This is a genomic window from Roseovarius salincola (genome assembly GCF_026891095.1).
GTDB lineage: Bacteria > Pseudomonadota > Alphaproteobacteria > Rhodobacterales > Rhodobacteraceae > Roseovarius > Roseovarius salincola.
The window spans coordinates 69,221-83,271 of record NZ_JAPTNL010000010.1; the positions used below are offsets into that span (position 1 = coordinate 69,221).

Annotated in this window: 18 protein-coding genes; 9 read left to right on the forward strand and 9 right to left on the reverse strand. The window is 65.5% G+C overall.

The window, feature by feature from the left end; genetic code table 11:
- The first annotated feature begins 44 nt into the window (after window positions 1–44).
- Window positions 45–1,559, forward strand: coding sequence for an SPOR domain-containing protein (locus N5A93_RS12100; protein ID WP_268955360.1), 1,515 nt, complete (start codon window positions 45–47; stop codon window positions 1,557–1,559).
- Between the two features lie 10 nt (window positions 1,560–1,569).
- On the opposite strand, the gene N5A93_RS12105 is transcribed toward N5A93_RS12100, so the two are convergent.
- The gene (locus N5A93_RS12105) at window positions 1,570–2,175 is read right to left on the reverse strand and encodes a flavin reductase family protein (RefSeq protein ID WP_268955361.1); all 606 of its coding nucleotides are present in this window, start codon (window positions 2,173–2,175) and stop codon (window positions 1,570–1,572) included.
- Window positions 2,176–2,267: 92 nt separating this feature from the next.
- On the opposite strand from N5A93_RS12105, the gene N5A93_RS12110 reads away from it, so the two are divergent.
- Both N5A93_RS12110 and N5A93_RS12115 read left to right on the forward strand, forming a co-directional pair.
- Window positions 2,268–2,753, forward strand: coding sequence for a GNAT family N-acetyltransferase (locus tag N5A93_RS12110; RefSeq protein ID WP_268955362.1), 486 nt, complete (start codon window positions 2,268–2,270; stop codon window positions 2,751–2,753).
- Between the two features lie 53 nt (window positions 2,754–2,806).
- Window positions 2,807–3,565, forward strand: a complete 759-nt coding sequence (locus N5A93_RS12115) for an EcsC family protein (protein WP_268955363.1) — start codon at window positions 2,807–2,809, stop codon at window positions 3,563–3,565.
- Window positions 3,566–3,806: 241 nt separating this feature from the next.
- Here N5A93_RS12115 and ptsP read toward each other — a convergent pair whose 3' ends face one another.
- The 5 genes from ptsP to N5A93_RS12140 form a co-directional block, all read right to left on the reverse strand.
- Window positions 3,807–6,050, reverse strand: a complete 2,244-nt coding sequence (ptsP, locus tag N5A93_RS12120) for a phosphoenolpyruvate--protein phosphotransferase (protein ID WP_268955364.1) — start codon at window positions 6,048–6,050, stop codon at window positions 3,807–3,809.
- Between the two features lie 69 nt (window positions 6,051–6,119).
- On the reverse strand, window positions 6,120–7,358 hold the full coding sequence (locus tag N5A93_RS12125) for an aspartate kinase (RefSeq protein WP_268955365.1): 1,239 nt from the start codon (window positions 7,356–7,358) through the stop codon (window positions 6,120–6,122).
- 104 nt (window positions 7,359–7,462) lie between these two features.
- A complete protein-coding gene (locus N5A93_RS12130; RefSeq protein ID WP_268955366.1) occupies window positions 7,463–8,107 on the reverse strand; it encodes an SDR family NAD(P)-dependent oxidoreductase in 645 nt (214 codons plus the stop codon).
- Window positions 8,108–8,148: 41 nt separating this feature from the next.
- The gene (locus N5A93_RS12135) at window positions 8,149–8,661 is read right to left on the reverse strand and encodes a DUF1178 family protein (protein ID WP_268955367.1); all 513 of its coding nucleotides are present in this window, start codon (window positions 8,659–8,661) and stop codon (window positions 8,149–8,151) included.
- Between the two features lie 100 nt (window positions 8,662–8,761).
- A complete protein-coding gene (locus N5A93_RS12140) occupies window positions 8,762–9,238 on the reverse strand; it encodes an NUDIX hydrolase (protein ID WP_268955368.1) in 477 nt (158 codons plus the stop codon).
- Between the two features lie 266 nt (window positions 9,239–9,504).
- On the opposite strand from N5A93_RS12140, the gene N5A93_RS12145 reads away from it, so the two are divergent.
- Genes N5A93_RS12145 through bfr form a run of 6 tightly spaced genes read left to right on the forward strand, consistent with a single transcriptional unit; the run spans window position 9,505 to window position 11,077 of the window.
- Window positions 9,505–9,687 (forward strand): hypothetical protein, encoded by a 183-nt coding sequence (locus N5A93_RS12145; RefSeq protein ID WP_268955369.1) that lies wholly within the window; start codon window positions 9,505–9,507, stop codon window positions 9,685–9,687.
- On the forward strand, window positions 9,684–9,848 hold the full coding sequence (gene hemP, locus N5A93_RS12150; RefSeq protein WP_268955370.1) for a hemin uptake protein HemP: 165 nt from the start codon (window positions 9,684–9,686) through the stop codon (window positions 9,846–9,848). Before N5A93_RS12145 ends, hemP begins: the two co-directional genes overlap by 4 nt.
- Window positions 9,845–10,033 (forward strand): hypothetical protein, encoded by a 189-nt coding sequence (locus N5A93_RS12155; protein WP_268955371.1) that lies wholly within the window; start codon window positions 9,845–9,847, stop codon window positions 10,031–10,033. Before hemP ends, N5A93_RS12155 begins: the two co-directional genes overlap by 4 nt.
- A complete protein-coding gene (locus N5A93_RS12160; protein ID WP_268955372.1) occupies window positions 10,033–10,308 on the forward strand; it encodes a hypothetical protein in 276 nt (91 codons plus the stop codon). The genes N5A93_RS12155 and N5A93_RS12160 overlap by 1 nt, the downstream gene beginning before the upstream one ends.
- Window positions 10,309–10,347: 39 nt before the next feature.
- Complete coding sequence (locus tag N5A93_RS12165) at window positions 10,348–10,617, forward strand: (2Fe-2S)-binding protein (protein WP_268955373.1); 270 nt, start codon at window positions 10,348–10,350, stop codon at window positions 10,615–10,617.
- On the forward strand, window positions 10,592–11,077 hold the full coding sequence (bfr, locus tag N5A93_RS12170; RefSeq protein WP_268955374.1) for a bacterioferritin: 486 nt from the start codon (window positions 10,592–10,594) through the stop codon (window positions 11,075–11,077). Before N5A93_RS12165 ends, bfr begins: the two co-directional genes overlap by 26 nt.
- Window positions 11,078–11,205: 128 nt before the next feature.
- On the opposite strand, the gene N5A93_RS12175 is transcribed toward bfr, so the two are convergent.
- The 3 genes from N5A93_RS12175 to N5A93_RS12185 are packed head-to-tail and all read right to left on the reverse strand — an operon-like array spanning window position 11,206 to window position 14,050.
- Window positions 11,206–12,177: an ABC transporter ATP-binding protein gene (locus N5A93_RS12175; RefSeq protein ID WP_268955375.1), complete on the reverse strand. Its 972-nt coding sequence runs from the start codon at window positions 12,175–12,177 to the stop codon at window positions 11,206–11,208.
- Window positions 12,174–13,142, reverse strand: a complete 969-nt coding sequence (locus tag N5A93_RS12180; protein ID WP_268955376.1) for an ABC transporter ATP-binding protein — start codon at window positions 13,140–13,142, stop codon at window positions 12,174–12,176. The genes N5A93_RS12175 and N5A93_RS12180 overlap by 4 nt, the downstream gene beginning before the upstream one ends.
- Window positions 13,142–14,050, reverse strand: a complete 909-nt coding sequence (locus N5A93_RS12185) for an ABC transporter permease (RefSeq protein WP_268955377.1) — start codon at window positions 14,048–14,050, stop codon at window positions 13,142–13,144. Before N5A93_RS12185 ends, N5A93_RS12180 begins: the two co-directional genes overlap by 1 nt.
- Window position 14,051: the final 1 nt, after the last annotated feature.

A 14,051-nucleotide genomic window follows, 5' to 3' on the forward strand; every position in this document is an offset into this window, starting at 1 on the left:
GTCACAAATGGGGCACTCTTGTCGCGTCTGTCTTGGGGGACAACATGAGAGTGATCAGAGTATTGACGATGGCTGCCATCGTCGCAGGTTTCGGGCTTGAATTCGCAGAAGCTCAACCGACGTCGGGACTCCCGGTTCCGGCCGAGTTTCCACCCGCATCCTACAGTGGCAGGCAATATGTCGACAGTAATGGCTGTGTGTTCCTGCGTGCCGGTGTCAGCGGCAATACGACATGGATTCCGCGCGTCACGCGCCAGCGCAAGATGATCTGCGGCGCCAAGCCATCATTGGCAAAGACCAGAACGGCGCAAGCTCCCGCGGCGGCCCCCGCCAAGACCCGGACCGCTGCCAAGGCACCGGCGAAGGCCGCACCCCAGCCCAAGGCCAAACCCCAGCCCCAGCCTCAGAAGGTTCGGCAGGTCGCCAAACAGGCACCACCCAAGGTGGTGCGTGCGCCTGCGGTCGCGGCCCCTGTGTCTGCACCGCCCGTCGGGGTGGTCACAGCGCCCGCGCCCGCGTCCTCGGCAAGGACAGTCACGGCACCGGCGCGCCCCGTTGCGGTCAAGACAGCCAAGGCCCCGGCCCGCATCATCCGGTCGGCCCCGGCAGAAGCTGTCTCCGCCTGCCCGGGACTCAGCCCGGTCTCGCAGCGCTACATGGGGGGCGAAGATGTGCGTTGCGGTCCACAGGGCGGGCCGCATGTCACCTATATCACGGGTGGTGGCGGATCGGGCGCCGAGATGCATTATGTGCGGGTCGCCCCTGTTCAGGCAGCGTCCAAGGCATCGCGGCCCGCGAAGACGCCGCTGGCCGGCACCGCGCTTCTGGCGCAACCCGTGCAACACAAAGTCCGCCGCGCCCCGCAAGCCGCCGCCAATGTACGGGTGGTGCCCCGCCATGTCTACGCGCAGCAGCAGAAAAGCAACGGAATATCGGTTTCCGAAGGCTACAAGCGGGTCTGGGATGATGACCGCCTGAACCCCTACCGCGCGCACCAGACCTTTGAGGGCAAAGCGCAGATGGAGGTCATGTGGTCCAGCACGGTGCCGCGCTATCTGATTGATACCGCCACCAACCGGGACGTGACCTACAAGTATCCGGGGCTGCGTTATCCCTACACGAGCTTCGCACAGCAGCGGGCGGCCGGCGTTGCGGTTCAGACGGCGGGACGTGTCGTGGCCGATCCGATCCCCGTTCGACAGGTGGCCACCAAGACCGCGCCCCGCGCTGCCCCCGAGTCCGACCCCGTCCGGGTCGTGCGCCGTCAGGTGGCAAAGCCGGTCCTCTCCACCCGCTCGCAGGCCCCGGCGGCAGCGCCCAAGGCGCCCGCAAGCCACCGCTTCGTGCAGGCGGGCATGTTCAGCCAGAAGGGCAATGCCATGCGCGTTGCGCAGCGCCTGTCGCGCAGCGGGCTGCCCGCGCGGCTGTCAACGTTTCGGCGGGGCGGCAAGACCTATACGCGGGTTCTGGCCGGACCCTTCGCGAACCAGCCCGACCTGCACGCCGCACTGCGCACGGTGCGCGGCGCCGGGTTCTCGGACGCCTTCCTGCTGCGCTAGATCCGGGCGGTCATTCGCCCGGACGCTTGAGGCTGAACTTTTCGCGCACCACGCTGTAATCCCGGTATCCCATGCGGGCCAGCGGGTTGAAGGCGAGCACGTCGAAGATCCCGTCCTTCAGGCAGTCATCGCGCATATGGATGCCGGTGACTTCGCCGAACACCACAAAATTGGCCTCGCCCGGCAGCGTCACGATCTGCGTCAGCCTGCATTCCAGATTGGCGGGCGCGCCCGCCACGCGGGCACAGGCGATGGTGTCGCATTCAGCCTTTTCGATGGCGGCATGGTCGAATTCATCGACCTCCCTGTCCCAGGGGCCGGAGGTCTGGTTCATCGCGTCGCGCATGGCGTATTCCACGATACTCACGCAGAAAACCCCGGTCTCGCGGATATTGGCGACGCTGTCCTTGGTGTCGCCGCGGTCCGGCTTGACCGAGGTCGAGGCGAACATCACCTGCGGCGGCACATAGGCGACGGCGTTGAAAAAGGAATAGGGCGCGAGGTTGTCCCGCCCGACTCCATCGCGGCTTGAAATCCAGCCGATCGGCCGGGGCGTCACGATGGCGTTGAAGGGGTTGTGCGGCAGGCCGTGGCCGTCTTCGGGGCGGTAGAACATCTGGGGTGCCTCGTCGCTTTCATTTCCGGGTTTGTGCCAGACCTAACGCCGTGCTAGGCGCAAATCCAGCTGATTTCGCAAGGAGTTGCCGGGTGTTCGAGCTCAGCCCCGAAACAGATGAGGACTGGTGGGAGGTCGAGGCTCTCTATGATCTGTGCTTCGCGCCGGGCCGCGAGGCGCTGTCCTCCTACCGGTTGCGCGATGACGTGCCGCCCGTGCGCGGGCTCAGCCTGGTGGCGCGTGACGGGCAGGGTATCCTGGCGGCTGCCATAAGGTTCTGGCCGGTGCTGGTGGGCGCGAAAAAGGCGTTGTTGCTGGGGCCGGTCGCGGTGCACCCGACCCGTCAGGGCGAAGGGCTGGGCGGCTGGCTGATCCGCGAGAGTTTGGCGCTGGCGGCGGCGCAGGGTTGGGAGCGGGTCCTTTTGGTGGGCGACGAACCCTATTACGGGCGCTTCGGGTTTCACCGGCTGGACGGGGTCGAGATGCCGCCCCCCACCAACCCCGACAGGGTGCTGGGCGCGGCGCTGAGCAAGGATGCCTGGGCGGGCATTCGCGGAAAGGTGACGCGCGGCGCTTGAAAAAGGCGCGTGCAGGGGCAATCTTTCAATCGGAACCTTGCGGAGGCGCGGCCATGGAAATCATTGAAAAACAGATAGATGCCCATGAAATCGGCCAGCGCCTCGACGCGTTGGCGGCGCGCCATGCGCGTGCCTCCAATCCCGGCATCCAGATCCTCAACATGGTGGGCGGTCAGGCCGAGGGGCTGCTTGAGCGGCTTCCCGTCACGGTGCGGGGCCGCCTGGAAGGCGCCACCGAGCAAGCGCTGATGAGCGCGATGGAGGCTGCGCATCGCTCGCGCGGGGTGGTGCCTGAAAGCTCGTCCTGGATGACCCGCGTGGTCACCACGGCCATGGGTGCGGCCGGGGGCTGGGGCGGCTTGCCGACTGCGCTGGCCGAACTTCCCTTTACCACCACGGTGCTTTTGCGCGCCATTCAGGACGTCGCCGCAGAGCACGGATTTTCCCCGCAGGAACAAGGGGTTCGCTTTGATTGCGTGCAGGTCTTCGCGGCGGCCGGCCCGCTTGACCATGATGACGGGAGCGACCTTGCCTTTCTCAGCACAAGGCTGGCGGTAAGCGGCACCACGGTGCGGGCGCTGATCGCCCGCGTGGCGCCCCGGCTGGCGACGGTGCTGGGGCAGAAGCTGGCGGCGCAGACGGTGCCGGTGCTGGGCGCGGCGGCGGGGGCGGCGACCAATTACGCCTATACCAGCTATTACCAGCAGATGGCGCATGTGCATTTCGGGCTGAGGCGGCTGGCGATCGAGGCGGACCGGGATCACGCCGCGCTGGTCGAGGATTTCTGCGCCCGTGTCGCCCGCCTGGGCTGACCCGCGCCCGAATCACCAGCAGACCCCAATCTTAAAAGGCGAAACCGCCTTCGGTATCGTGTCGGCACGCCGTCGGTATCGCGTCGGTATCATGCACCGCAAAGGGCCCGGTTAACGCGCCGTGCGCGGCCTTTCGGTACAAGTTCGCCGTCAATCCGTACCAAACGCAAGCCGCTTCATCTGGCGGAAAATATCTCGGGGGAGTCGCGGCCTCTGGCCGCGGCGGGGGCAGAGCCCCCAATCAGAGCTTACCGCGCAGGTAGTCCATGACATCGGCGCGCACCGATTGCACCCCGGCGCTGCGCGCCGCGTGGATCACGCCCTGAAGCTCGACAAGGTCAGTACGCCGCAGGATCGACTTCACCGGGCCGATCGAGGCCGGGCGCATCGACAGGGTGCGCAGGCCGATGGCGGCGAAACAGGCGGCCTCGATCGGGCGGCCCGCATCCTCGCCGCAAAAGCTGAGCGGTGTGCCAAGCGCCGTGCAACGGTTCACGATACCTTCGAGGAAGGTCAGGAAACTCACGTTCAGTATGTCATAGCGGCGGCGCACCAGCTCGTTTTCGCGGTCGGCGGCGAAGAAGAACTGCTTGAGATCGTTGCCCCCGATCGACAGGAAATCCACCTCGGTATAGAAACTGTCCGGCGCAAAGGCGAGCGAGGGGGTTTCCAGCATCGCGCCCACCTCGACGCTTTCGGGCTGTGGGTTTCCCAGGATCCGCTCGCGTTCCAGCGCCTTGTCCATTTCGGCGCGCGCGGCGGTGTATTCCTCGCGTTGGGCGACGAAGGGGAACATCACGCTGAGCGGCCGCCCGGCCGCAGCGCGGATCAGCGCCTGAAGTTGCATGCGCATCACCCCCGGCTTGTCGAGCCCGACCCGCACCGCGCGCCAGCCAAGCGCCGGGTTGGGCTCGTTCACGGCCTTCATGTAGGGCAGCACCTTGTCCGAGCCGATATCGAGCGTGCGAAACACCACCCGCTTTCCGCGCGCGGCATCCATCACCCGCGCATAAAGCTCGCTCAGCTCGGCGCGTTTGGGCATGTGGCTGCGCACCAGGAACTGAAGCTCGGTGCGAAACAGCCCGACGCCTTCGGCCCCGGAACTGTCGAGCGAGGGCAGGTCGGCCATCAGGCCGGCATTCATATGCAGCGCGATGCGCGTGCCGCAGAGTGTTTCGGCGGGCTTTTCGCGGATCGAGGTATAGCGTTCCTGCGCCTGCGCCTGCATCGCCATCTTGTCGCGAAAGGCGCTGACCACGGTGTCGTCGGGGCGCAGGTGAACGATGCCCTGATCGCCGTCGATCAGCACGGGATCGCCGTTGAGCGCCTCGGTGGTGACGCGCTGGGCATGGATCACCAGCGGAATGGCCAGCGCGCGCGCGACGATCGCCGCATGGCTGCCGACCGAACCTTCCTCGAGCACGATCCCCTTGAGCGCCCGGCCATAATCCAGCAATTCGGCCGGGCCGATATTGCGCGCGATCAGGATCGGATCGGCGGGCATTTCGGCGCCGGTCTGGTTGCCTTGTCCGGTCAGGATGCGCAGCAGGCGGTTGCTGAGATCGTCAAGATCATGCAGCCGTTCGCGCAGATAGGTGTCGGTGACGCGGGTCATGCGGGCGCGGGCGGTGGATTGTTCCTTTTCGACGGCGGCCTCGGCCGAGAGGCCGCGGCCGATATCTTCTTCCATGCGCCGCATCCAGCCCTTGGAATTGGCGAACATGCGGTAGGTTTCCAGCACCTTGAGCTGTTCATTGTCGCCGCTGGCCGCGTCCGAGAGCATCCGGTCGACACCGACGCGCAGCGTTTCGACCGCCTCGCGCAGCCGTTCCAGTTCGCGGTGCGGATCGTCGGCGATCGGATTGGTGACGACGACGCGCGGCTCGTGCAGCCAGACATGCCCCTGCGCCGCGCCTTCCTGGGCGGAGGTGCCGCGGAACAGGACCGGCTGCTGGTGGCGCGCCGACATCGCCGCGCCTTCGCCCACGAAGGCGCCCAGTTCGGCCATTTCGGCAATGACCATGGCCACAACTTCGAGCGCGTAGATCTCATCGTCGGAATAGGAGCGTCTGGCCTTGGATTGCACCACCAGCACGCCCAGCATTTCGCCAAGCCGCTGGATCGGCACGCCCAGGAACGAGGAATAGGCCTCTTCGCCCGTTTCGGGCATGAAGCGAAAGCCGCGCGTGCCCGGCGCGTCATCGGTGTTGATGATCTTGCCGGTGCGCGCGACGCGCCCGACAAGCCCTTCGCCAAGGCGCATGCGTGTTTCATGCACCGCTTGCGGATTGAGGCCCTCGGTGGCGCAGAGTTCCAGCGTGTCCTCGTCGCGAAAGAGGTAGATCGAGCAGACCTGGGTGCGCATTTCCTCGGCGATGAGCGTGGTGATGCGATCCAGCCGCTGTTGCCCGGCGGCGTCCTCGGCCATGACGGCGCGCAGGCGCCCCAGCATCTGGCGGCTGTCTGTCTGGAAATTATGACTCATCGCGAATGCCGTGCGTCCCTGGCCGCTGTGGTGGAAAATCCAGGCGCCTGTTCCGGGAAGGTGCAGGCGTCAGGCCACTTTATCCAATTCGAAGGCATCATGCAGCGCCTGAACGGCAAGTTCCATGTATTTCCGGTCGATCAGGACGGAAATCTTGATCTCGGAGGTTGCAATCACCTTGATGTTGATCCCCTCGTTCGACAGCGTGCGGAACATCGTGGCGGCCACGCCCGACTGGCTGCGCATGCCGATTCCGACCGCCGAGACCTTGGCGACATTGGTGTCGGCGACAAGGTCGTGGTAGTTGATCTCGCCATGCGACTTGGCGGCGGCCAGCGCCTTTTCGGCGCGCAGGACCTGATCGGTGGGGCAGGAAAAGGTCATGTCGGTGCGCCCCTCTTCCGAGATGTTCTGCACGATCATGTCCACATTGACCCCGGCCTCGGAGAGCGGCCCGAAGATGGCGGCGGCGATGCCGGGGCGGTCGGCGACCGAGATAAGGGTCATCTTCGCCTCGTCGCGCGAATAGGCGATGCCACTGACGACGTTTGATTCCATGATTTCCTCCTCGGCGCAGACAAGCGTGCCCGCATCATCCGACTGTTCCTCGAAACTGCTGAGCACGCGCAGTTTCACATTGTAGCGCATTGCGAGTTCGACCGAGCGGGTTTGCAGCACCTTGGCGCCCAGCGAGGCCAGTTCGAGCATTTCCTCGAAGGCGATGCGATCCAGTTTGCGGGCCTTGTCCGCGATGCGCGGGTCGGTGGTATAGACCCCGTCCACATCGGTGTAGATGTCGCAGCGATCGGCACCGAAGGCGGCGGCGAAGGCAACGGCGGTAGTGTCCGAGCCGCCCCGCCCGAGCGTGGTGATGCGGCCCTCGGGGCTGACGCCCTGGAAACCCGCGACCACGGCGACGCGCATGCCTTGGGCGAATTTGGCGTTGATGTTGTCGGTGGGGATCTCCTCGATCCGGGCGGCCGAGTGGATCGAGGTGGTGCGCACCGGCACCTGCCAGCCCTGCCAGCTGCGCGCGGGCACGTCCATTTCCTGAAGCGTCAGCGCCATCAGCCCGGCGGTGACGTTTTCACCGGCGCTGACCACGGCGTCGTATTCGCGCGCATCGTAAAGTGGCGAGGTTTCGTTGACATAGCCCACCAGCTTGTTGGTTTCGCCCGACATGGCCGAGACGATCACGATCACGTCGTAACCCTTGGACACCTCGACACCGACGCGCTTGGCGGCGCGGCGGATGCGATCCAGCGTGGCGACGGAGGTGCCGCCGAATTTCATCACGAGAACGGGCATGTCTGCGTCCCTGTCGTCAATCGGGCGGGGTTTACGCGGGCTGGGGCGCAAGGGCAAGAGCGACAATGCCACTCACCCGCCCTGACAGGCGGTTTCGCGGCGTTTCAGAAGGGGTGGTCGCGCCCGTCCCATGTCTGAAAGCAGCCGGTCGTGTCCGGGCCAAGGTCGGCGAAGCGTTCGGCAAGGCCGCTGGCGGACTCGTCGGCGCTGATCTCGCCCGCCTCGCCGCCCATGTCGGTGCGCACCCAGCCGGGGTGGTATATGCCGACCGCGATGCCCTCGGGCTTGAGATCGACCGCGAGGTTGCGCCCGAGGTTGAGCGCCGCCGCCTTGGAGGCGCAGTAGATGAAGCTGCGCCCCGGCGCGCGGGTCTGGCTGGCCATCTGGCTTGAGATGATCGCGACCCTGGCGCCGGGTGCTGCGCGCAGATTGGGCAGGAGCGCCTGGATGGTCAGGAACACGCCGGTCACGTTGGTGGCGAAGGTATCGGCCCACATCTGCGCCGGGTAGCCGTCATCGAGCTTGTGGTGCTTGTCCGCATAGAGCCCGGCGTTGCAGATCAGCAGATCGACCGGCTGCCCGTCGAGATGCCGGGCGAAGGCGGCGATGCTGTCGGGGTCGCTGACATCGAGCGGGGTGAGGTCCGCGTCATGGCGCGCGGTGCCGGTGACATCGTGGCCAAGGGCGCGGTAATGGTCAAGAAGGGCGCGGCCGATGCCGCGATTGGCCCCGGTAATGACGACATGCATGAGCGATTCCTTTGAGCCTGAGCGGGGATCGGTGGTGGGGGTCAGTTGGTCTTGCGCCCCGGCACGAAGGGCAGGGGGGCGACGGGCACGCCGTCTTCGATCAGCTTGCGGGCTTCGTCGGGGCGGGCCTCGCCGTAAATGGCGCGTTCGGGGGTTTCGCCGTCATGGATGCGGCGGGCCTCATGGGCGAAATTCATGCCGACATATTCGGAATTCGCCTCGACATGTTTGCGCAGTTCGGCCAGCGCCTGCTGGGCGGGGGTGTCAGGCTGGCGCAGGGGGGCGGAATGGCCGCGGGTCCGGGTGCATGGCGCATCCTGCTGCGCCTTGGCATGCGCATCGGCAATGGCATTGCCGGCGCCGGGCGCGGGCTGTTCGCTCTGGCGGCCGCCAGCGGCAACGCGCGGCGCCATCATCGCCTTTTCAACATTGCCCGAGCCGCAGACTGCGCAGCTGAGATTGCCTGTCGCCGCCAGCTTTTCAAAGGCGGCGGCGGATTGGAACCAACTGTCGAAGCGGTGGTCCTGATCGCATTTGAGGGTAAATTGAATCATCTCATGTCCACGCCAAACTGGATTAATATTTATGTCCAATCCCTTGATGATCAAGGGGGTATGAGGCGATGCGCGCCGGGTTGCGTCTCTGTCCGCCTGCCTAGCGCAGAAGCCGCCCGGGATCGAAATGGCGCAGGATTTGCGCAAGTTCGGGTTCGCTGACGCGGGTCGCGGCCTTTTTGGGGCGGAACCACTGGCGGCGGCGCTGGCCGGCTTCGGGGAAGTCCTTGGTCAGCGACTTGACCTTGATCGGAAAGACCAGCCCCAGGCAGGGGAGCGAGCCATCGGGATCGGTGGTCTTGGAATAGGAAAACAGCCCGATGCATTGCTCGGAGGGCTTGCCGATCACGCCGGCCTCTTCCCAGGCCTCGGTGAGGGCGGTCTGTCCGGGGGTCTGCCCGTCGATCGGCCAGCCCTTGGGCAATATCCAGCGCCCCGAACGGCGGCTGGTGATCAGCAGGATTTCGGGCTTGTCCTTGCTGTACCTGTAGCACAGTGCCGAAAACTGGGTCCGGACATCCGTCTTGGACTGCGTGCGCAAGGTAATCGGCATCTGCCGCGTGGGATGGAGGGACATGTCTGGTCTCTTCGCTGCCCGGCCCGGTTTTGCCCCTTACTATAGGGCAGGCAAAACCGGCATGGCCAGAGCGCAGTGAGCAGGGAGCGGGGTTTTTGCGTTCTGTGGCCGGGGCACGGCGGCGGGGAGGGTCAAAAATTGTGCCCCTCAAATTCCGACTAAAAAAATCGGAATTGACATGACTTATTCTTTTTGTCAGGTTTAACCAGCCAAGCCACCCCGCACGGGTCAGCCGGCACCTGATCTTTCAGACTTGGAGCTTTGGCATGATCGAGACCGCATCCTTGCGCGCCCAGATGGCGCCACCATCCCCGACCAGCCGCATGAGCGAGCGCGATTCGTGGCGCGTCGATCTGCGCCGGGACATCTTTGCCGCCGCCTTTCAGGGCGGCATCACCAGCGACTTCTGGCTTGAGGCGCTGCTGGACCGGATGGAGGCGCGGCCATGATCCGCGCCCAAACCGCCCTTCAGCCCGAATTGCTGCCCGATGCCAATTGCCATGACGCGCGCGAACTGACGCAGGGCGGGACGACCGCCAGCATCGTGCTGGATGGCAAGGTCTATACGTTGCGCATCACCCGCGCCGGCAAGTTGATCCTGACGAAATGAAGCATGATCGCGATATGGTGGGGGCGTTCCCGGTTTCGGCGATGGACAGGCTGCCTTTGGGCGAGGCGATGGCCGTGCGCTGCCTGCGCGCCTGGGGCGAGGGACCGGTGGCGATGGAAACGCTGCTGCTGCCCGCGCTGGGACCGCGCGGCGCGCGGTCCCAGCGCGGGCCTTTGACGAGATGATGGGCATGGTGCAGCGCCATGGCCGCAGGGAACTGATGCGCCATGGTGCGGATTGCCGCTGTGTCGGGTCGGATGAAGCGATCCTGGCGCATTTCGTCATGGTGGCGGCCACCGGCGAACGCGAGGACGCGATGCTGATCGCCTCGCTGCTGGTCGAGGGGCCGCTGTTGATGCCGCTGAGCGAGGCGGCACGGATGGCGGGGCTCCATCTTTACCGGGCGGGGCTGCGCCGGGGGCGCGGTTTTGCCGAGCCGGCGAGCGCGACGCGGCATTGAGACGGGTGGAAGAGATCTGAGCACAAGGGTTTTCAAACGATGATGATCTGCCATTGCATGTCGATCACCGATCATGACATCCGCCGCGCGGTGGACTGGATGCGGGCTGCGGACCGGGATACGGTCATCACGCCGGGCAAGGTCTATCGCGCGCTCGGCAAGCGTGCCGATTGCGGCGGATGCCTGCCGCTCTTCATTGACAAGCTCAGGGCATGCGACACATTTGAGGTACCAATGGAATTGCGCGGATTGCGCCGCGCCGTGACACAGGGAGAACGGAATCATGAAGGGCGACGAGAAGGTCATTGAGTATCTGAACAAGGCGCTGCGCAGCGAGTTGACCGCCGTCAGCCAGTACTGGCTGCATTTTCGCCTTCAGGAGGACTGGGGCTATGGCCGCAATGCCGCCAAGAGCCGCGAAGAGAGCATCGAGGAGATGCATCACGCCGACAGGCTGATCGAGCGGATCATCTTTCTGGGCGGGCATCCGAACCTTCAGAAGCTGGACCCGTTGCGCATCGGCGAGACCCTGCGCGAGACGCTGGAGGCCGACCTTGCGGCCGAGCACGAGGCGCGCGCGCTTTATATCGAGGCGCGCAACCACTGCGAATCCGTCTCCGATTACGTCACGAAGAACCTGTTCGAGGAGCTGATCGCGGACGAGGAAGGGCATATCGACTTTCTCGAGACGCAGCTCGAGCTTTACGACAGCCTCGGGCAGGAGCGTTATGGCCTGCTCAATGCGTCGCCCGCAGATGAGGGCGAATAGGGGGCGCTTTACTGTCGCCCCTTGGGGGCCGCTTTACTGTCGCCCCTTGGGGGCGCTGCCCCCGTCGCCCGTTGGGCGACTCCCCCGGGATATTTCACAACAGAAGAAGGGGTGGGTGATCGCCCTGATCACTCGGCGAAATGGCAGGCGGCATGGGTGCCGTCGGGCAGTTCGCGCAGGCGCGGGCGGTCGCGGCGGCAGAGGTCCTCGGCCATCGGGCAGCGGGGCGCGAACGGGCAGCCGGGCGGCGGGTTGACCGGATCGGGCAGTTCGCCCGGCGTGCGCGGCTTGTCGAAGGAGCCGCCCCGGAGCTTCGGGATCGCATCGAGCAGCAGGCGTGTATAGGGGTGTTTGGGCGTGTCGAAGATGGTTTCGGCGGGGGCGAGTTCCATCACCGCGCCCAGATACATCACCGCGACGCGGGTGCCGAAATGTTCGACCACGCTGAGGTCGTGGGTGATGAAGAGGTAAGTGAGCCCGCGTTCGCCTTGAAGGTCGGTCAGCAGGTTGAGGATCTGGGCCTGGATCGACACGTCGAGCGCCGAGATGGGTTCGTCGGCGACGATGAAGGCGGGGTTCGTCACCAGCGCGCGGGCAATGGCGATGCGCTGGCGCTGGCCGCCGGAGAATTCATGCGGCAGGCGGCGCTGCCAGGAGGGGTCGCAGCCGGTGGCGGCGAGCACCTCTTCGACCTGCCGGCGCAGCTCGGCGGGTGATTTCTCGGGCATCAGGTGGCGGACCGGTTCGGCCAGGGTCTCGAACACGTTGCGGCGCGGGTTGAGCGAGGCATAGGGGTTCTGGAACACCATCTGCATGTCGCGCCGGATCGGTTTTCGGGTGGTTTCGTCCATGCCGTCGATGCGCTGGCCCCGGAACAGGATTTCGCCTGCCGATGGTTCGAGCAGGCCCATGATGGCGCGCCCCAGTGTGGTCTTGCCGCAGCCCGATTCGCCCACCACGCAGAAGGTTTCGCCCGGTGAGATGGCGATATCGACGCCGTTGAGCGCGTGCAGCACCGGCTTTTGGCGGCTCAGGAAATGGGTGGGCAGAGGGAAGCGGACCTCGAGCCCTTTGGTTTCGACGATCGGGCCGGTGGTCATGGGACCTCCTCGGGTGCGGTGAGGGGGTGGAAGCAGGCGGCGCCGTTCTGGAGGGGCGGGATCTCGGCCTTGCAGAGCGCGGTGGCGCGGGCACAGCGCGGGTGATAGGCGCAGCCGGCGGGCAGGGCGGTGATCGGCGGCATGGAGCCGGGAATCTGGTAGAGCCGGGTGCCGCGCGCCGCGTTCTGGGGCAGCGCCCGCAGAAGGCCCGCGCTGTAGGGGTGGTGGGGCGCGTTGATGATCGCCCCGGTGGCGCCGGTCTCGACGCATTTGCCGGCATACATGATCATCAGCCGTTCGGTGGCTTCGGCCACAACGCCAAGATCGTGGGTGATCAGGATCAGCGCCACGTCGTTTTCGCGGCAGAGCTTGAGGATCAGGGCCATGATTTCGGCCTGGATGGTCACGTCGAGCGCGGTGGTGGGCTCGTCGGCAATGATCAGTTCGGGATCGGTCAGGAGCGCGATGGCGATGACGACGCGCTGGCGCAGCCCGCCGGACAATTCATGCGGATAGGCATCAAGGCGGCTTTCGGGCGAGGGGATCGCCACTTCGCGCAGCTTGGCGATGCAGAGCCTCCTGGCCTCGGCGCCCGAGATCCGGCGATGGGCGCGCAGGGTTTCCATCATCTGGGTGCCGATGCTGAGCACCGGATTCAGCGTGACCATCGGGTCCTGGAAGATCATCGATATCCGGTTGCCGCGCACGGCGCGGATGTCGCGTTCGGACAGGTCCAGAAGGTTCTGGCCGTGGAACATGATCCGGCCCCGGCTTACGCGGCCCGGTTCGGCGATCAGGTTCAGGATCGCGAAGGCGAGCATGGATTTCCCGGCGCCCGATTCACCGACGACGCCCAGGCGTTCGCCCTTCTCGAGGGTCAGGTCAACGCCGCGCAGGGCTTCGACCTCGGATTTGCGCCCCTGCGGGAAAGCGACATGCAGGTCCTGCACTTCGAGCATGGGCATCAGTCTTCCCCCCGTCTGAGTTTCGGGTTGAGCACGTCGCGCAGCCAATCCCCCAGAAGGTTCAGCGCCAGGATCAGCGCCACCAGCACGATGGCGGGATAGAGGGTGATCCACCAGGAGCCCGAGAAGATGAACTCGAATCCCGAGCGGATCAGCGAGCCGAGCGAGGGGCGGTCCACCGGCATCCCGAGCCCGAGGAAGGAAAGCGACGCCTCGATCATGATCGCCTCGGCGACCTGGATGGTCGATATCACCAGAACCGGCGTGAGCGTGTTGGGCAGGATATGGCCCCACATGATCTTGCGCGGCGGCAGGCCGATGACGCGGGCTGCGTCGACATATTCCTTCTTCCTTTCGCCCAGCACCGAAGAGCGCACCGTGCGCGCGAATTTCGGCCATTCGGCGATGCCGATCACCATGATCAGCATGATGATCGCGTAATCGGCATAGATATTGGCATCGAACGCCGCCTGGAACAGCGCCAGCGCGATGATCGCCATCATCAGCGTGGAAAGCGACAACTGGATATCGGCGAGGCGCATGAGGAAACTGTCGAGCCAGCCGCCCTTGTAGCCCGCGATCAGCCCCAGCGTGACGCCAAGCACCGCCTGCACGATCACCGCGCCGATCCCGATCACAAGCGAGATGCCGGTGCCATACATGATCGTGCTGAACACGCCGCGCCCCTGCGCATCGGTGCCCAGCCAGAAGCGCGGATCGCCACCGGGTTTCCAGCTTGGCGGCATCTCGCTGTCCATGATGTCGAGCTGCATGAGGTCATAGGGGTTTTGCGGCGCAAGGAAGGGCGCAAGCACCGCCATCAGCACGAGCACCAGCAGAACCAGCCCCGCCCCGATGGCCACCGGGTCGGAGAAGAACCGTCTGAGAAAGCCTTTGAGAGAGATCATG